Source organism: Bacillus sp. PK3-067, assembly GCF_056738645.1.
The window spans coordinates 5,045,791-5,064,574 of the sequence record NZ_CP096490.1; the positions used below are offsets into that span (position 1 = coordinate 5,045,791).

Consider the following 18,784-nt stretch of genomic DNA (forward strand, 5'->3'; position numbering starts at 1 on the left):
TATATAAGCAAATTATTTAATAATTGTTTTACCTGTCATTTCTTTCGGTTGCTCAACACCAAGAAGTGTAAGCATTGTTGGAGCGATATCACCTAAGATACCATCTTCACGTAATTCTACGTCGTTCTTAGTAACGATGAAAGGAACCGGGTTAGTTGTATGAGCTGTCATTGGCTCTCCTTCAGAAGTTAATTCTTCATCCGCATTACCATGGTCAGCAGTAATAAGTGCTACACCATCTTTTGCAAGAATCGCTTCTACAACTTTTCCTAAACATTCGTCAGTTGCTTCTACTGCTTTAATTGTTGGTTCCATCATCCCAGAATGGCCAACCATATCACAGTTCGCAAAGTTAAGAATGATAACATCATGTTTATCATTTTCGATTTCATTTACTAAAGCGTCCGTTACTTCGTAAATGCTCATTTCAGGTTTCAAGTCATACGTTGCAACCTTTGGTGAGTTAATTAAGATACGCTCTTCTCCTGGGAATTCAGCCTCACGACCACCGCTAAAGAAGAATGTAACGTGCGGATACTTTTCAGTTTCCGCGATGCGAAGTTGCTTTAATCCCGCTTGCGCAACAACTTCACCTAAAGTGTTATCAAGGTTCATTGGCTTGAATGCCACGTAACCATCTACAGTTTCACTGAAGTGTGTCATACATACGAATTCTGGAATGTGAGGTACTTTTTCACCACGATCGAACTCACGGAAGTCTTCGTTTGTAAATACACGAGCAATTTGAATTGCACGGTCTGGACGGAAGTTATAGAAGATAACTGCATCATCATCATTGATTGTTGCAACTGGCGTGTTATCTTCGTTAACAATTACAGACGGCAATACGAATTCATCATAGATACCGTTCGCATAAGAGTCTTCTACACACTCTTCTGCTGATTTATAAGTAGGGCCTTCACCATTCACCATAGCACGGTAACATTTTTCTACGCGATCCCAACGCTTGTCACGGTCCATGGAGTAATAACGACCAGAGATAGTCGCGAATTGTCCTACTCCTGTTTCTTTAATTACTTCATTTGTTGCATCGATATAGCTTTGTGCTGTTTTTGGTCCAACATCGCGGCCATCTAAGAATGCATGAATGTATACTTTCTCAACGCCTTCTTTAGCTGCTAAGCGAAGAAGAGCAAACATATGGTTCATGTGACTGTGCACACCACCGTCAGAAAGTAAACCGAATAAATGAAGTGCAGTACCTTTTTCTTTTACGCTTTTAATTGCACTTTGGAACGTTTCGTTCTTATCGAACTCACCTTCACGAATTGCAACGTTAACGCGTGTTAAGCTTTGATATACAATGCGGCCAGCACCGATATTTAAGTGACCAACCTCAGAGTTACCCATTTGACCTTCTGGAAGACCTACTGCCTCGCCACAAGCTGTAAGCGTTGTGTGAGGGAATTTGTTCCAGTAACCATCAAAATTAGGTTTCTTAGCTTGTGCTACAGCATTCCCGTAAGTTTCTTCACGAAGTCCGAAACCGTCAAGAATGATTAAAGCTGTTGGCTTTCTCATTTTACCGCCCCCAGAAGACCTAAGAACGAAGCAGGCTCTAAGCTAGCACCGCCAACTAAAGCGCCGTCGATGTCAGATTGTGCCATATACTCTTTAATGTTTTCTGGTTTTACGCTACCGCCGTATTGGATACGAACAGCTTCTGCAGCTTCTGGAGAAACAGCTTCTGCAACAACTTTACGGATGTGCGCACATACTTCGTTTGCATCTGCAGAAGAAGAAGATTTACCTGTACCGATAGCCCAGATTGGCTCATAAGCGATAACAGTTGCTTTAACTTGCTCTTCTGTTAAACCTGCAAGTGCTTTTGTCACTTGACCTGCTACTAGATCAAATGTTTTTCCGCTTTCGCGCTCTTCTAAAGTCTCACCACAACATACGATTGGTGTTAAACCATGTTCAAATGCTGCGATAGTCTTTTTGTTTACTGACTCATCTGTTTCAGCAAACATTTCACGACGCTCAGAGTGGCCAAGTACTACATAGCCAACTTTTAAGTCGCTAAGTGCTACTGGGCTAATTTCGCCAGTGAATGCACCATTTTTTTCGAAGTGCATGTTTTGTGCACCTACTTGTAAGTCAGTTCCTTCAGTTGCTGCTACAAGGCGCTCTAAGAATAGAGCTGGAGAGCAAACTACTGCATCAACAGCTGAAGCTGCTGGGATTTGACCTTTAACTTCCTCTACGAAGCTAACTGCTTCTGATAGAGTTTTATTCATTTTCCAGTTACCTGCGATAATTGGTTTACGCATGCTTTGCACCGTCCTTTTTCTTTGGCTGCTACTTATTTGTCGTTAAGACAAACTACACCTGGAAGCTCTTTACCTTCCATGAATTCTAATGACGCACCGCCGCCAGTAGAAATGTGGCTCATTTTATCAGCCATACCGAATTTTTCAACAGCTGCTGCAGAGTCACCACCGCCGATAACAGAGTATGTATCTTCTGCATCTGCTAATGCTTGTCCTACTGCTTTTGTACCTTCTGCGAATGGAGTCATTTCGAATACACCCATTGGTCCATTCCATACAACAAGCTTAGAATTTTTAATTACATCTGCATAAATTTCACGTGTTTTAGGACCGATGTCCACGCCTTCCCAGTTAGAAGGGATAGAGTCGATACCAACGATTTTAGTTGTTGCAGTTTCAGAGAATTCCTCAGTGATTACAACATCAACTGGCATGTAGAAGTTTACGCCTTTTTCTTTTGCAAGTTGCATAAATTCTTTAGCTAGTTCGATCTTGTCGTCTTCACATAGAGATAGACCAATTTCATGACCTAAAGCTTTAACGAATGTGTAAGCAAGTCCACCACCGATGATTAAGTTATCTACTTTGTCTAATAGATGACGAATTACACCGATTTTATCTTTTACTTTCGCACCACCGATAATAGCTGTAAATGGACGTTCTGGGTTAGAAAGTGCTTTACCAAGTACATCTAACTCTTTTTCCATTAATAGACCAGATACTGCTGGTAGGTAGTCTGCGATACCTGCTGTAGAAGCGTGAGCACGGTGAGCTGCACCGAATGCATCGTTTACGAAGATGTCAGCAAGTGCTGCAAATTCTTTCGCAAGTTCTGCATCGTTCTTTTCTTCGCCCGCATAGAAACGTACGTTTTCAAGAACTAATACGTCGCCTTCGTTCATTGCTGCAACCATTTCTTGTGCAACTGGTCCGAATGCTTCGTCCGCTTTTTTAACGTCTTTACCAAGAAGCTCACCTAAACGTGCTGCTACTGGAGTTAAACGCATTTCTTCTACTACTTGACCTTTTGGACGGCCTAAGTGACTTGCTAAAATAACTTTCGCACCTTGCTCTACTAAATATTGAATTGTAGGAAGAGCTGCACGGATACGAGTTTCATCTGTAATTTTGCCTTCTTTCATAGGTACGTTGAAATCAACGCGGCAAAATACACGCTTACCTTTTAAATCTACGTCACGAATTGATTTTTTGTTCATTGGATTTCCCTCCGACTACTAGTTAGGATTGACAAAACCCACTCAAAAGCTTAACACATTTGCTTTTAAAACGAAAGAAGAGAGAGAGGGAACAAACCCTCTCCCTCGTTTTGTCATTGATAACTTATATAATTAAGAATTAAAGACCTTTTGAAGTCATGTAAGCTGCTAGGTCTACTACGCGGTTAGAGTAACCAGTTTCGTTATCGTACCAAGAAAGTACTTTAACCATGTTACCTTCCATTACCATTGTAGATAATGCATCGATTGTAGAAGAAGCTGTACATCCGTTATAGTCGATAGATACTAATGGCTCTTCGCTGTATCCAAGGATACCTTTTAATTCGCCTTCAGCTGCTGCTTTGAATGCTGCATTTACTTCTTCAACTGTTACTTCTTTGTCAAGTTCAACAACTAGGTCAACTAGAGAAACGTTAGCAGTTGGAACACGTACAGCGCCACCGTTTAATTTGCCTTTAAGTTCTGGTAATACTAATGCTACAGCTTTAGCTGCACCAGTAGATGTTGGGATCATGTTTTCAGCTGCTGCACGAGCACGACGTAAATCTTTGTGTGGTAAGTCTAAGATTTGTTGGTCGTTAGTGTAAGAGTGAATTGTTGTCATCATTCCGCGTTTTACGCCGAATTTTTCGTTTAATACTTTAGCGAATGGAGCTAGACAGTTTGTAGTACAAGAAGCGTTAGATACTACGTTGTGGTTAGCTGCATCGTATTGTTCGTGGTTAACACCCATAACTACAGTGATATCTTCGTCAGAAGCTGGAGCTGAGATGATAACTTTCTTAACTGATCCACCTAAGTGTTTCTCAGCGTCTGATTTTTTAGTGAAACGGCCAGTAGATTCTACTACTACTTCTACTCCGTAGTCGCTCCATGGTAATTGAGCTGGGTCACGCTCAGCGATAACTTTAATTTCTTTACCGTTAACAACGATGCTGTTTTCGTTAGCAGATACTTCTGCATTTAAAGTTCCGTGAACTGTGTCATATTTTAAAAGGTGAGCTAATGTTTTAGCATCTGTTAAGTCGTTGATTGCTACTACTTCTACCTCAGAGTTGTTAAGAGCTGCGCGGAATACGTTACGTCCGATACGTCCAAATCCATTAATACCAATTTTAGTCATTTGAATTTCCTCCTTGGGGGATTATATTAAAGGGTAAAACCCTTTGTTAACTGTTTTGCTGCACCTTCATCTGTAATTAGAATTGAAGTGTGCCCTTGTTTAATTACAGCCTGTATTGCTTTTGCCTTTGAAGAACCTCCAGCGACTGCAACAACGTGAGATACATTTTGTAAATCCTCTAGTTGCATACCAACTGTTCTTACTTTATGAACAACATTTCCTTCTTCATTAAAGTAGTAACCGAAAGCTTCGCCAACTGCTTCGCTTGCCTGAATCTTTAACCAATCTGCTTCTGAAGTACTTCTGCGACGTGCCATTGTTAACGCATCACCTATTCCATGAATGACGATATTGGAAGATCGAATCAACTCAAGAACTTCTTTCACGGAAGGCTCTGTCACAATAGACGCATATGCTTCGCTACTAACATGGTCTGGAACATACAATAAGCGATAATTACTCATCGTATTTTGTGCCATCTTGGCACAAATGGTATTGGCTTCTAATTCGACGCCTTCTCCAATTCCACCACGTGCTGGGACAAATAGCATATGTAAATCTTTGCAATCAAGTTGCATCATGTCCGCAGCAGCAGCTAGCGTAGTTCCTCCAGCCACAGCAACGATATTATTCGCTGTCAGACGGTCTTTTATACAAGTCACACAAGCACGGCCCATCTCCAGTTTGACCCAAGGTGATTCATCACTATCACCAGGGACAACGAAAACTTCATCCAAGTCTAATGTTTCCTTAAGTTGCTTTTCTAAAACCTTTAACCCGGAAATTTCTTTCATAAAGTCTTCCAAAGCAAGAACTAAAGCTGTTCCTTCTTCTGTCAAAGTCATTCCAGAAGAAGCGACGTGAACTAAGTTTTGTTCTTTCAAAACTTGAACTTCACTTCGCAATACTCGTTCTGTCATACCGAGACTTGCTGATAAGTTTCTTCTTCCAATCGGCTGCATGAGCCTAATGTATTGAAGAATTTGCATTCTCGTTTGCATAACAGGTAGCAGATCAGGTAATAATTTTTTTGTGTTCTGAATCCATGAGCGCATATCTTTTCTCCTCACTACATCGGTTCATTTTTCCTTCGTGGTCACTTTACGTCCCGTAGTGACATTTTGTGTCCCACATAGGTTAAAAAAATAATCCCTGCTACGTGTATTATTGTAACAGGAGATAGAAACTTATTCAACTCTTAACTGCATTCTTTATATAGTTTATTATGACACCTTTGTGAATGTTACCATATTCTACTTGTTTTCCGTCCATTTCTACAACCGGAATCATTAAGTGATATTTTTCTAAAAGGTCATTATCTTCATATATATCTATTTCCTCGATTTGAAAAGAATATTCACATTGTACTTCCTTTAAAACTTGTTTCGCCTTCACGCAAAGGCCACAATCTTTTTTAGTATACAGTACAACTTTCATCTTCTTCACCTATCCGATCGTTTTTCGTAATGACGAAGCTGGGATATGCATTTGTTCTCTATACTTCGCCACTGTTCTTCGAGAAATAACAATTTCATGCTCTTCTTCTAATAATTTTGAAATCTTTTGATCTGAAAGTGGCTTTTTCTTATCCTCTGCCCCAATTAGCGTTTGAATAAATTGTTTTACACGTTTTGTAGAAACTGCTTCATCTTCAGTCGTCGAAACGGCATTGCTAAAGAACGATTTCATCTCAAATAAACCGTGTGGTGTTTGAACATATTTATTTCGCGTCGCACGACTAATTGTCGATTCATGCACACTTAACTCTTCCGCTACCTCTTTTAAAGCGAGAGGTCTTAAATACTCTGGACCTTTCCAGAAGAAATCACGTTGTTTTTCCATAATAATAGTCATTACTTGCAGCAATGTCTGTTTTCTCTGCTTCAAACTACGCATAATCCACTGCACATGCTGATACTTTTCTGATACGTAAGATGCTACTTCACTTTCACTATTATTAAGAAGCGCACTATATTCAGAATGAATTTCAATTCTCGGCATATTTCTCTCATTCATTTGTAAAACGAGGCGATCGCCATCTTTTTTCACCGCCATATCAGGCACAATATAAAGTGGTTTATCTGAAGAAAACGCAAGACCTGGTTTTGGTTGTAATGACGTTATACAATTTACCGCACTCTGTAATTCCTCATTACTACATTTCAACACTTGAACGAGCTTTCGCCAATCTTTCTTCACAAAATAAGCGAAATGATCTTCTACAACCTCTTCTGCTAATCCATTCCGTCTTTGTAAGCGCTTCAATTGCAAGGTTAAACATTCCTGAATATTACGCGCCCCTACCCCTGCTGGTTCCAGTGATTGGACAAGCTCTACAGAGCGGTCGACTACATGAATATGCGCAGAAAGGAGCTCTGCTAACTCTTCATTCGTTTCTTGTAAATATCCATTTCCATCCATGTTCATAATAATGAAAGAAGCTACTTTTCGCTCTTCTTCATCTATTTTATAATACTGTATTTGATTTAATAAATGTTGCTGAATCGTTGTAGAATCCACACTGTAGATCTCCATCTGATTCTCGACTTGTTTGCTGGTACTTTTACTGTTGTTAGAGCTCTTTTTCTTCTCCCTCTCAAAACCACCTAACTCAATAAGGGGATTCTCTAACGATTGCTCATACAAAAACTCCGATAATTCTTGTACATTATACTGGAGCATTGTAATCGCTTGCCTTAACTCTTGTGTCATTGCCAAACGTAAGCTTTGTTCTTGTAAAAGACTTGCCTTCAAACTAATCTCCCCCTTGTTTCTATTGTACAATAAGTTTGGTAAAAGGAGAATCCTCACGCAGACACCCATTCCAAAATATTATTAATTTATATGTATTAATGAGATTTACAACTTACAACCGAAATTTGAATAATATTGAAAGAAAATAATAAGGTTAAAAATTATCATCAAGTACTAATAGTAAATCTTATTACCAAATATAACAAGAGGGAAATAAAAAAAGTCCTAACCTACAAAACGTAAGTTAGGACTTTTTGACGCGCCCAGAGGGATTCGAACCCCCGGCAGACGTGGTACCGGAAACCACCGCTCTATCCGACTGAGCTATGGGCGCATGATTATAGAAAACACTTCATTTTCTTCTCATAATAATAGCAATAAAATCCATCTAAATCAATAAAAATATCCCCATAATACCTTATACACCTTAGCTAAAAGCATATAAAATCTATTCCACCCCTAAATTTTCCAATCATAAATTCAGCCCAACTCACAAATTATAATCTTTGAATTGATATTCCAAAGGGGGCTTCATTCAATGACTGTAATTACAAAATTAAAGCAAACTGTCTCTGGATTAAAAAGTGCACAAGCTAGCTTAGAGGGATTCGCTCTTGATACGGATAACCAACAAGCGAAGCAACTTTTCCAAACAGCTGCGCAGCAAACACAAACGATTATCGATTCTTTAAACCCACGCGTTGAAGAAGTCCAACAAGAAGAACCACAATACTCACAGCAATAACAAATCAGTCTTGCTGTGAAATAGAAAAAGGATGATATGCAGTCATCCTTTTTCTATCACATTACATATTGTAATAGAAATGGAATGATAATTATGCGAAAACTCGGCCTCATAACCGCATTATTTGCACTTCTATTTAGCTCTTTTACCGGATGTGATAATAGTCCTTTAGATAAAAAAGTGAAAGAAGAAGCAAAACGAACGGAGAAAGAAAAAGGTCCAAAGTTAACAAAGACGAGTACGGAATCCTTTAATCAATCTATATCACAAGGAGCGAAAAAAAGAGCTCTCGCTATGGATGAAATTATAAAAAGCACAGCAGTGAATTCAAATTTAGATCTCTACATAGCAGTTACACCTGAGCATCACGAAAGGTTTGGATTAAAACCTCTTCGTAAAAAGCTTCAAAAGCAGCTAAGTGATGAGCATCCTACTTTCGATGTTCGTGTCAGTACAGATAAAAAAATCTTTATGTTACTCGAAAAACTCGAAAGAAAAATTAAGGAAAAAGAAGTATCTAAAGATGAAATTAATAAACAATTAAAATTCATTGGTAAAAAAATGGAGTCTAACACTTAACGCTTTTTAAAAGAAAAGGAAGGATTGCAATGGCTAGTAAAGATAAAAACTTAACCCCTGTACAACAGGAGTATAAAAAATTCGAACAAGAACGCGAACCGAAACGACCTGTCTTAAAAAATTGTATAAAAGCCTTTTTCGTCGGTGGTTTTATTTGCTTCATCGGACAACTCATTTCTACTTTTTATATCACATATTTTGATTTCACTGAACGCTCAGCAGGCAATCCAACAGTCGCAACTCTCATTTTCATCTCCATGTTACTAACTGGATTTGGTATATACGATCGTTTTGGACAGTTTGCCGGAGCAGGTACAGCTGTACCTGTTACTGGATTTGGTAACTCTGTTATTGCCGCATGTATTGAGCATCGAACGGAAGGATTTGTCCTTGGCGTTGGCGGCAATATGTTTAAACTAGCTGGTTCTGTTATTTTATTTGGTGTATTTTCCGCTTTCGTCATCGCACTTATTAAAACTATTCTCGTTCAATGGGGAGGGCTATAAATGTTACAAGGACACCGAACGTGGGTATTTGAAAACAAACCAGTCATTATCTCAACAGGGGTTGTCGGTGGACCATTTGAAGCAAAGGGGAACATCCCAGAAGACTTCGATATCCTTCATGAAGATTTATGGCTTGGACAAGATTCCTATGAAAAAGCACATAAAATTTTATTCGAAGAAGCTTGTAGCCGCGCTACTGAAAAAGCAGAACTTCGTAAAGACGATATTCAATTCGTACTCGCAGGAGATTTAATTAATCAAATCACTCCAACAAGCTTTGCTTGCCGCACACTTGGCACTCCTTATCTCGGACTATTCGGGGCTTGCTCTACTTCTATGGAAGGTTTAGCACTTGGGGCAAGTATCGTAAATGCAAAAGGTGCAAAATATTTATTAACTGGAGCTTCAAGCCATAATACGGCTGTAGAAAAACAATTCCGCTACCCTACCGAATACGGCGGACAAAAGCCGCCTACTGCACAGTGGACAGTAACCGGAGCAGGAGCCGCTATTTTAAGCGATACTGGACACGGTCCAAGAGTAACCTCTGCAACAATCGGACGAGTGATTGATATGGGATTAACGGATCCGTTTAATATGGGAGGCGCAATGGCTCCAGCTGCAGTTGATACAATTGAAGCCCATTTACGTGAACGCCAAATTGATGCCTCTTACTACGATTTAATCGTAACAGGCGATCTCGGACATGTAGGACGCGAAATTGCTTATGACTTACTACATAAACACGGAACGAAAGTAACGAGCGAACAATTTCAAGATTGCGGAATTATCATTTACAGAGAAGGACAACCTGTCATAGCTGGTGCTAGCGGGCCTGGATGTTCCGCAACAGTCGTGTATGGTCATTTATTAAACCGAATGAAAAGAGGAGAGTTCAAAAAAATACTTGTCGTTGCGACAGGCGCTTTACTATCTCCACTTACATTCCAACAAGAAGAAACAATTCCATGTATCGCTCATGCCGTTTCGATTGAATTTGGAGGTGCAACGCAATGATTTTTTTCTGGGCTTTCGTCATTGGCGGACTCATATGTGTAATCGGCCAACTTATGTTTGATGTCGGCAAACTAACACCCGCTCATACAATGGCAACACTCGTTGTTGCTGGAGCTATATTAGATGGATTTAATTTGTATGAGCCATTAATTGATTTCGCTGGAGCCGGGGCAACTGTACCTATTACAAGCTTTGGTAATGCCCTCGTTCATGGCGCAATGGAAGAAGCTGCAAAACATGGCATCGTTGGCGTTATTACCGGCATGTTTAAAGTAACGAGCGCCGGTGTATCAGCAGCTATTATTTTCGGCTTCATTGGAGCATTATTATTCAAACCGAAAGGATAAGAGGTGTTTATATGACTGTTATCGCTAGCGTAAAAACTTGCCTTGCTAGTGTAAGGGGCGCTCAAGCAAGTTTAAGCTCCCTTTCATTAAATTCACAAGACGAAGAATCAAAACGCGTATTTCATGAATGTATGTTAGAAATGGACAGCGTCATCGCTGATTTAAAGGATAGAATTTCAGTATTAGAACGTGAAGAACCTCAATATAAAGGGTTTTAAGTAGACTGGAGGAAACGACTATGTCTCACCTGCCGGAATGGACACTTGTCATTCTTCGCTCTGTATTCATATTAATTATTTTATTCGCTATTACGAAATGGTTAGGGAAAAGACAAATCTCTCAGCTTTCCTTTTTTGAATACATAGCCGGAATGACGATTGGTGACATCGCTGCCCAAGTATCTACAGGGCTCGATTCAAAATTTTTTCACGGTGTCTTTGCAATACTCATTTTCGCTGTGGTACCTTTTTTAACAGGAATCCTCTCTTTAAAGAACAAAACAGCTCGGGACTTCTTTGAAGGAAAATCTACCGTATTAATAAAAGACGGAAAGATACTCGAAGATAATTTAAAGAAAGAAAAATATACGAGTGACGAATTACTGGAACTTCTCCGTGGAAAAAGTGCGTTCAGCGTAGCTGAAGTCGAATTTGCTGTCTTAGAACCGAGCGGAGAATTAAATGTATTATTAAAGAAAGATTCTCAGCCACTTACAGCAAAAGACATCGGTTTAAAAGTACCAAACGAGAAAGAACCACAAACTGTTATTATGGATGGAAATGTACTAGATGAACCTCTTTCAGCAAGCGGACATAACCGCGCTTGGCTACATTCAGAATTAGAAAAAATCGGTGTTGTTATTGAAAATGTCTTCCTCGGTCAAGTGGATTCATACGGACAACTTACTATCGACATTTACAATGACAAACTCCAAATGCCTTCTCCTCAAAATAAACCTTTATTATTAGCATCTTTAAAAAAATGTCATGCTGATCTTGAACTATTTTCCCTAGAAACAAAGTCGAAGTCAGCAAGCGAAATGTATAGTAAAAACGCGAAACAAATCGAAAAGATTTTAAATAAAGTAACCTATCTTTTAAAAGACTAATTATCGAAAGAACGCTTAAGTTAAAAGGCGTTCTTTTCTTTTTTCTCCAGTTTTCGTAACGTTTAAATTTATGTAATTCGGTTATGATGTTGAAGATACATAAGCAGGGAATTTCGAAAACATAGCGAATATTTCATGGTACAACTACATATTTTTTTGATTTAAAGTGGTTTCGTTTGACCTTTATTGACCATAATTGTATTATAAGACTAAGAAAGCTTTATAAGGAGGAAATAACAGATGAATTTAATTCCTACAGTAATTGAACAAACAAATCGTGGAGAACGCGCTTACGATATTTACTCTCGACTATTAAAAGACCGCATCATTATGCTTGGTAGTGCAATTGATGACAACGTAGCTAACTCAATCGTTTCCCAGCTTTTATTCTTGGAATCTCAAGATCCAGAAAAAGATATTCACATCTACATCAACAGCCCTGGTGGTTCTATCACAGCGGGTATGGCAATCTATGATACAATGCAGTTTATTAAACCACAAGTATCAACAATCTGTATCGGTATGGCTGCATCTATGGGTGCATTCTTACTTGCAGCAGGTGAAAAAGGAAAACGTTATGCACTTCCAAACAGTGAAGTAATGATTCACCAACCACTTGGTGGAGCACAAGGTCAAGCGACTGAAATCGAAATCGCTGCAAAACGTATCCTATTCTTACGTGAAAAACTAAACCAAATTCTTGCTGACCGCACTGGTCAACCACTTGAAGTACTACAACGCGACACAGACCGCGACAACTTCATGACAGCAGAAAAAGCTTTAGAATACGGTTTAATCGATAAGATCTTTACAAATCGTTAATACTTAAAAGCGAAAGCGGCTCGTTCAGAATCGCAGGGCGATGGAGCCCTGATTCCGAGGCGCTTTTTGCCTCGAATGAAGGGGCGAAACAACCGGAGATTCTAGCCGCTGGAGCTGGATATAACTAAAAGCGGAAGCGCCCTATAATTGGGCGCTTCTTTTATATATTGTTCCCCGCTCACATACCCCATCCAGTATCCCTCTAAATATATCAACGATTTTTCAATTATATCGAACAAAACTTAAATTATATCAACGATTTTTTTAATATATCAACGGTTCGACACAACATATCGATTTACCGACAATCTCCGACAAGGACAAACCAGCTAAATACCCCTCCCCGCTAATCCGCACAAACAACAAAACAAAAAGCTATCGCATATACGCGATAGCTTCTTATTGTACATATGCAGCTAATGCTTCTAAAGCCTCTTCTGCATCTGAACCTTCTGTTGTAATTGTTATCATGCTTCCAGTTCCAATTGCTAAGCTCATAATCCCCATTATGCTCTTTGCATTTACTGTCTTTCCATCTTTCTCGATGAAGATATCTGCATGAAAGCGATTTGCCTCTTGTACAAACAACGCAGCCGGACGTGCTTGTAAACCGTTTTTTAATGAAACCTGAACTCGTTTTTGAACCACAGCTCCATTTCCCCTTTAACCTCTTATTTTTTTACTAACGTTTCCCCCGCGCGTAATTTCTCTGCGATTTCATCGATTTTACGCAAACGATGATTAATACCCGACTTACTAATCTTCCCCCCGGATACCATCTCACCTAACTCTTTCAATGTTACATCTTGATAATCTCTTCGTAATTGTGCAATCTCTTGTAATTTATCCGGCAAAATATCAAGACCAACTGTCTCATCAATATAACGAATATTTTCAATCTGTCTTAGTGCTGCACCAATTGTTTTATTTAAATTAGCTGTTTCGCAGTTCACTAAACGATTTACAGAATTACGCATATCACGTACGATTCGAATATCTTCAAATCTTAAAAGTGCATTATGAGCACCTATAATATTTAAAAACTCTGTAATTTTTTCTGCTTCTTTCAAATACGTAATGTACCCTTTTCTTCTTTCCAACGTCTTACTATTTAAATCAAATCCGTTCATCAGTTCACATATAGCATCATTATGTTCCTTATATAACGAAAAGATTTCTAAATGATAAGATGATGTTTCTGGGTTATTTACTGAACCACCTGCTAAAAATGCGCCACGTAAGTACGATCGTTTACAACATTTCTTCTCAATCAATTCTTGTGATATATTTCGAATAAATGAAAAGTCATCTCGAACGATATGAAGATCAGCTAATATTTCGCGAGACTTCTCAACAAGCCGCACAATATATACATTATTTTTCTTCAAGCGCATTTTTTTACGGACAAGCAATTCTACCGTCACGTCATATCCTTTTTTCAAAAGCGTATAAATCCTTCTTGCAATTGCCGCATTTTCCGTTTGAATATCGATAGATAGACGACGGTTTGAAAAAGAAAGCGACCCGTTCATTCGAAGTAACGCTGATAATTCTGCTTTCTCACAGCATTCCTTCATCTCAAGATTCGTCAACTCTTTCTTTGTTTCTGATGCAAATGACACAGTCAACACCTCCTTATACGATTATTATGGAACAAAATTCTTGTCCTATATGAATGAGGAGCGCTACCTCAAACGAGGCAACGCATATTTATAACAATGAATATAAAATGGACGCTAACTTTAACGTATCATGCCTTACAACATGATCATCATACTTCGCTAATCCCTCTTGAATAACATCAATATTATTTTCAACAAAACGTTCTTCATCCACTACAACTGGTGTAGACATTTCTTCCTCATATGACTTGCGTAATTCACAAGGAATCTCACGGTTATTTACAATTGCAGTATTGATAAATGGTTGCCCTAAATGATCGTGTAACGCCTGTACATGATCAAAAGCAGTATATCCCATCGTTTCACCCGCTTGTGTCATAACGTTACATACATATACCTTCTTCGCCTTTGCAGCAAGAACAGCGTCTCCAATTTTGTTAACAACTAAATTGGGCAATATACTCGTATACAAACTTCCAGGACCGAAAACAAGTAAATCAGCTCGTTTAATCTCAGCCAACGTTTCATGCAATGGCTCTACATCTTCTGGAGTTAAAAAGACACGATTAATCTTCTTTCCGTAATAAGGAATCTTTGATTCACCTGTTACAATTTCCCCATCTTCAAGTTCCGCATGAAGTACCGCACTTTGATTCGCTGCTGGTAATACACGTCCTCTGACATTTAATACTTTACTTGTTTCTGTAATTGCATGGAAAAAGTCTCCTGTAATCGAGGTCATACCTGCCAACAATAGATTTCCTAACGCATGACCTTTCAGTCCGTCTCCTGTTGTGAAACGGTGCTGAAATAAAGCTTCCACCAGTGGCTCTACATCCGATAACGCAACAAGTACGTTACGGATGTCACCTGGAGGTGGAATTTCTAGCTCATCACGTAATCTACCCGAACTGCCACCATCATCAGCAATTGTAACAACTGCTGTAATATCAACAGGATATTGCTTTAATCCCCTTAATAAAACAGAGAGTCCAGTTCCGCCTCCCATGATGACAATTTTAGGCTTTCTCTCTTTTTTCATCCCTTAATGGCCCTTTCTCTTCTCCACATCACGATGAGATACATGAACACTATACTCTGGTTTCAAATGTTTCCCAAGGTATTCTGTAAGCGTAACAGAACGATGCTGTCCACCTGTACATCCAATTGCAATTACAAGTTGACTTTTGCCTTCTCTTTTATAATGAGGCAGCATGAAAGTAATCAGATCCGTCAACTTCTCTAAAAACTTATGTGTCTCATTAAATTTCAGTACATACGAAGAAACTTCTTCATCTAGTCCTGTTAATGGCTTCATATGTGGAATGTAATATGGATTTGGTAAAAAACGAACATCAAATACTAAATCTGCATCAATTGGAATACCGTACTTAAATCCAAATGACATAACATTTACACGAAATGCTTGCTCAGTTTCTGTTGAGAACAAGTGAACAATTTTTTCACGTAATTCTTTCGGTTTTAAATCCGATGTATCAAGCACAATATTCGCTCGTGCCTTCATATCTGTTAATAAATTACGCTCTGCTTCGATTCCCTTTAACGGCAAACCAGTTGGTGCAAGTGGATGCGAACGTCTCGTTTCTTTATAACGAGTTACAAGCGTACTATCTTTCGCATCTAAAAATAAAATATGAGGAATAATCCATGTACGTTCTGATAAATCATCAAGTGCTCCCCATAAATGTTCGAAAAACTCGCGGCCACGTAAATCAATACCAAGTGCCACTTTATTCATTTTCCCTTTTGAATCCGCCATAAGCTCAATAAACTTTGGCAATAACATCGGTGGTAAATTATCTACACAAAAATATCCTAAATCTTCAAAACTTTGTAAAGCTACTGTTTTTCCGGCTCCAGACATCCCTGTAATAATTACCATTTTTATATCATTATTCTCTGTCATTGTATCCTCTCCTTGACGGTTTAACTCGGATCTAATCGATATGAAAGCAACTCAAAATCTGGGGTATATACAAATGTACCGTAGATTATGCCATTTCCTTTAATTAAATAATCAATAATGTGATAATCTCCTGGCGCCATTGCTAAATCATCAATTTTATCAAATGTATGCCAACCAATGATGCCTTCTTCGCTCTCTAGTTTGTTTTCTCCTGCAAAATCTGTCGCTAAAAAGGAGAACATCATCCATTCAGAAACAACTTTATCACCTTCTTGGATGACAAAGGTGAAGACCCCCTTTAACGCTGGGTTTTTCAAATAAATACCTGTTTCTTCACGATACTCGCGAACAACGGAATCTCTTACAGTCTCACCACGCTCCATTTTCCCGCCTGGTGCAACCCACCAATTTCGGCGAGGTTTTTGGAGTAAGAGTACTTCATTATCTCTAATTAACACACAGTTTGTCACTCTTTGCATGTTTCTTCACCTCAGCTACTTGCAGTAAAATTTCTCACTGCATACTTCTTTCATTATACTATCAAAAACAGTTTGCTACAACGAAGGAGCCAGTCCTCTTTCGCTAAGCATATGCTACTCAGCAATTTTAAAAAAGCTTTCTATAACAAGCAATGTAAATGCTTATACTTTGAATGAATAGCATGAAAAATCCCCTTAACGATTTTTATCGCCAAGGGGATTAAAGCCCTTATTTCTTACCGAAATAAGTAACAATCGCAAATCCTAAAATAAAGGTAATGATTGAACTTATAATTGAAAATCCACCAGTCGGAATCCCAGGGAATACAATTACAATCGAACCGATTACAAGTCCAATAATTGCCGCAAATGTCATACTTTTATAACGATCTAATAAAAAACTAATGCCTTTACTACTTACAACAAATCCAACCATAACACCAGCACCGATAACCACGATTAAAGGTAAGTTAAGTGTAGTTAAAGCGTTAATTGCTGTTGGATACACACCAATAATTAATAAAATAAACGATCCACTAATTCCAGGAAGCAGCATGGCCATGCTAGCCATCCATCCTGCGAAAAATAAACCAATTGCATTTAAAATTGTTAACGTCGTAATTGGATCTGCTGCCTTATCTGGTTTAAAGAAAGCTGTAATCGCAACAAGAATTGCTGCAACTATTAATAAAACGATGTGCTTACCTTTAAACGACGACTTTGCATCAGCTTCCCTCATTAACATCGGTAATATACTAATAATTAAACCGAGGAAGAAAAATTGAGTCGGTTCATAATGATTTGCAAGTAAATATTTAATAACGTGACTTAACGTTAAAAATGCCGCTGCCACACCAGCTGCAAGTGGAATTAAAAATCCTAAATGTTTTTTCCATTCACGACTAAAGAATCCACTAATTGCCGCAAGCAATTGTTCATAAATCCCTAACACAACAGCGATTGTACCGCCGCTCACACCAGGAATTAAATCACTAACGCCCATACAAAATCCACGATATATATTACGCCATTCCATACTGAATAAATTCCTCATTTCTTATAGTGATTTTTTCCGTAAAGTCCAGTATATCAATAAGAAAGCTTATAATCCTTATATTTTTTGACAAAACTTTTACATTTTCACACAAAAAAAGAAGAAAGCTCCTGTCGGTAGCTTTCTTCTCACAAGGTATATTATCCCTTATTTTTCTGATACAGTTTTTAATTCCTCTAATAATTCTTCTACGTAATGTTGTGCACTTTGCGCTGCAATACTACCGTCACCTGTTGCAGTTACAATTTGACGAAGCATTTTTTCACGAACATCACCAGCTGCGAAAATACCAGGAATTTTCGTTTCCATACGCTCGTTCGTTTCAAGGTAACCATTTTCATTTGTAATACCTAGTTCAACAAATGGTTTTGATAAAGGTAACATACCGATGTATACGAATACGCCGTCAGTTTTGACTTCTTTCTCTTCTCCACTATTTACGTCCACAAGTGTTACACTTCCTACTTTACCACTTGCTTCGTTGATTTCTTTTATCGTGTGGTTCCAAATGAAATCTACTTTTTCGTTTTGGAAAGCACGGTCTTGTAAAATTTTCTGTGCACGAAGCGTGTCACGACGGTGAACGATCGTTACTTTTGATGCGAAGCGCGTTAAGAACACACCCTCTTCAACAGCAGAATCTCCGCCGCCAATTACGATAAGTTCTTTTCCTTTAAAGAATGCTCCGTCACATACTGCACAATATGATACACCGCGGCCGCCAAGTTCTGTTTCACCCGGTACACCAATTTTTTTATACTCTGCACCGCTTGCAACGATAATTGCACGTGCTTTATATTCTTTTTTACCAGCAATAATTGTTTTGTATTCCTTACCATCGATGACTTCTTTCACATCACCGTATGCATATTCAGCACCAAATTTCTTCGCATGCTCGAACATTTTATTTGATAAATCTGGTCCTAAAATAGACTCATAACCTGGGTAGTTTTCTACATCTTCCGTGTTTGCCATTTGGCCACCTGGAATACCACGCTCAAGCATTAATGTGCTTAAATTTGCACGAGATGTATATACTGCAGCTGTCATACCAGCTGGTCCTGCACCAATAATAACGACATCATAAATTTTTTCTTCTGACACACTATTCACTCCTATCCATTCCTACACAATTAAGTTACCCTCATTATACTGTTAGCATCATTTTT

General features: G+C 38.6%; 22 protein-coding genes and 1 tRNA gene. 8 read left to right on the forward strand and 15 right to left on the reverse strand.

The genetic code is table 11. The features are described 5' to 3' along the window. Positions 1-12 precede the first annotated feature (12 nt). From gpmI to M1D73_RS26130, 8 genes are all read right to left on the reverse strand, one after another. A complete protein-coding gene (gene gpmI, locus M1D73_RS26095) occupies positions 13-1,542 on the reverse strand; it encodes a 2,3-bisphosphoglycerate-independent phosphoglycerate mutase (RefSeq protein ID WP_001231152.1) in 1,530 nt (509 codons plus the stop codon). Continuing rightward, positions 1,539-2,294 carry a triose-phosphate isomerase gene (tpiA, locus tag M1D73_RS26100; RefSeq protein WP_001231038.1) on the reverse strand — a complete coding sequence of 252 codons (756 nt, stop codon included), beginning with the start codon at positions 2,292-2,294 and terminating at the stop codon, positions 1,539-1,541. The genes gpmI and tpiA overlap by 4 nt, the downstream gene beginning before the upstream one ends. Positions 2,295-2,326: 32 nt before the next feature. Continuing rightward, positions 2,327-3,511, reverse strand: a complete 1,185-nt coding sequence (locus M1D73_RS26105; protein ID WP_001036350.1) for a phosphoglycerate kinase — start codon at positions 3,509-3,511, stop codon at positions 2,327-2,329. Positions 3,512-3,650: 139 nt separating this feature from the next. Then, positions 3,651-4,655 (reverse strand): type I glyceraldehyde-3-phosphate dehydrogenase, encoded by a 1,005-nt coding sequence (gap, locus tag M1D73_RS26110; RefSeq protein ID WP_000161236.1) that lies wholly within the window; start codon positions 4,653-4,655, stop codon positions 3,651-3,653. A gap of 26 nt (positions 4,656-4,681) precedes the next feature. Beyond that, positions 4,682-5,710 (reverse strand): gapA transcriptional regulator CggR, encoded by a 1,029-nt coding sequence (gene cggR, locus M1D73_RS26115; protein ID WP_001258185.1) that lies wholly within the window; start codon positions 5,708-5,710, stop codon positions 4,682-4,684. A gap of 136 nt (positions 5,711-5,846) precedes the next feature. Continuing rightward, positions 5,847-6,092, reverse strand: a complete 246-nt coding sequence (locus M1D73_RS26120) for a glutaredoxin family protein (RefSeq protein WP_000869726.1) — start codon at positions 6,090-6,092, stop codon at positions 5,847-5,849. A gap of 9 nt (positions 6,093-6,101) precedes the next feature. Continuing rightward, positions 6,102-7,409, reverse strand: coding sequence for an RNA polymerase factor sigma-54 (rpoN, locus tag M1D73_RS26125; protein ID WP_000647955.1), 1,308 nt, complete (start codon positions 7,407-7,409; stop codon positions 6,102-6,104). Positions 7,410-7,667: 258 nt separating this feature from the next. Further along, positions 7,668-7,743 (reverse strand) — tRNA-Arg (locus M1D73_RS26130). A 204-nt stretch (positions 7,744-7,947) separates the two neighbouring features. On the opposite strand from M1D73_RS26130, the gene M1D73_RS26135 reads away from it, so the two are divergent. The 8 genes from M1D73_RS26135 (at position 7,948) to clpP (ending at position 12,533) form a co-directional block, all read left to right on the forward strand. Beyond that, positions 7,948-8,154 (forward strand): DUF1657 domain-containing protein, encoded by a 207-nt coding sequence (locus M1D73_RS26135; RefSeq protein WP_000216166.1) that lies wholly within the window; start codon positions 7,948-7,950, stop codon positions 8,152-8,154. A gap of 93 nt (positions 8,155-8,247) precedes the next feature. Continuing rightward, on the forward strand, positions 8,248-8,733 hold the full coding sequence (locus tag M1D73_RS26140) for a YhcN/YlaJ family sporulation lipoprotein (RefSeq protein ID WP_001228545.1): 486 nt from the start codon (positions 8,248-8,250) through the stop codon (positions 8,731-8,733). Positions 8,734-8,762: 29 nt separating this feature from the next. Next, entirely contained in the window at positions 8,763-9,239 is a 477-nt protein-coding gene (gene spoVAC, locus M1D73_RS26145) for a stage V sporulation protein AC (RefSeq protein WP_000146953.1), read from the forward strand. Further along, positions 9,240-10,256, forward strand: a complete 1,017-nt coding sequence (gene spoVAD, locus M1D73_RS26150; protein WP_000938970.1) for a stage V sporulation protein AD — start codon at positions 9,240-9,242, stop codon at positions 10,254-10,256. Continuing rightward, positions 10,253-10,603, forward strand: coding sequence for a stage V sporulation protein AE (gene spoVAE / locus M1D73_RS26155; protein ID WP_000575919.1), 351 nt, complete (start codon positions 10,253-10,255; stop codon positions 10,601-10,603). Before spoVAD ends, spoVAE begins: the two co-directional genes overlap by 4 nt. Positions 10,604-10,614: 11 nt before the next feature. Then, complete coding sequence (locus M1D73_RS26160; protein WP_000215909.1) at positions 10,615-10,821, forward strand: DUF1657 domain-containing protein; 207 nt, start codon at positions 10,615-10,617, stop codon at positions 10,819-10,821. Positions 10,822-10,841: 20 nt separating this feature from the next. Further along, the gene (locus M1D73_RS26165) at positions 10,842-11,711 is read left to right on the forward strand and encodes a DUF421 domain-containing protein (RefSeq protein ID WP_000018922.1); all 870 of its coding nucleotides are present in this window, start codon (positions 10,842-10,844) and stop codon (positions 11,709-11,711) included. Positions 11,712-11,951: 240 nt separating this feature from the next. Then, a complete protein-coding gene (gene clpP / locus M1D73_RS26170; protein ID WP_001049162.1) occupies positions 11,952-12,533 on the forward strand; it encodes an ATP-dependent Clp endopeptidase proteolytic subunit ClpP in 582 nt (193 codons plus the stop codon). Between the two features lie 399 nt (positions 12,534-12,932). Here the strand turns inward: clpP and M1D73_RS26175 are convergent, their stop codons facing one another. From M1D73_RS26175 to trxB, 7 genes are all read right to left on the reverse strand, one after another. After that, positions 12,933-13,181: an HPr family phosphocarrier protein gene (locus tag M1D73_RS26175; RefSeq protein ID WP_000250307.1), complete on the reverse strand. Its 249-nt coding sequence runs from the start codon at positions 13,179-13,181 to the stop codon at positions 12,933-12,935. Between the two features lie 23 nt (positions 13,182-13,204). Next, entirely contained in the window at positions 13,205-14,155 is a 951-nt protein-coding gene (gene whiA, locus M1D73_RS26180; RefSeq protein ID WP_000006558.1) for a DNA-binding protein WhiA, read from the reverse strand. A gap of 88 nt (positions 14,156-14,243) precedes the next feature. Beyond that, complete coding sequence (locus M1D73_RS26185; protein WP_000712188.1) at positions 14,244-15,197, reverse strand: gluconeogenesis factor YvcK family protein; 954 nt, start codon at positions 15,195-15,197, stop codon at positions 14,244-14,246. Positions 15,198-15,200: 3 nt separating this feature from the next. Further along, on the reverse strand, positions 15,201-16,082 hold the full coding sequence (gene rapZ, locus M1D73_RS26190; RefSeq protein ID WP_000138459.1) for an RNase adapter RapZ: 882 nt from the start codon (positions 16,080-16,082) through the stop codon (positions 15,201-15,203). Positions 16,083-16,102: 20 nt separating this feature from the next. After that, on the reverse strand, positions 16,103-16,561 hold the full coding sequence (locus M1D73_RS26195; protein ID WP_001190080.1) for an NUDIX hydrolase: 459 nt from the start codon (positions 16,559-16,561) through the stop codon (positions 16,103-16,105). A gap of 229 nt (positions 16,562-16,790) precedes the next feature. Next, positions 16,791-17,597 carry a DUF368 domain-containing protein gene (locus M1D73_RS26200; protein WP_000455196.1) on the reverse strand — a complete coding sequence of 269 codons (807 nt, stop codon included), beginning with the start codon at positions 17,595-17,597 and terminating at the stop codon, positions 16,791-16,793. A gap of 165 nt (positions 17,598-17,762) precedes the next feature. Next, the gene (gene trxB, locus M1D73_RS26205) at positions 17,763-18,719 is read right to left on the reverse strand and encodes a thioredoxin-disulfide reductase (RefSeq protein ID WP_001288078.1); all 957 of its coding nucleotides are present in this window, start codon (positions 18,717-18,719) and stop codon (positions 17,763-17,765) included. Positions 18,720-18,784 lie beyond the last annotated feature (65 nt).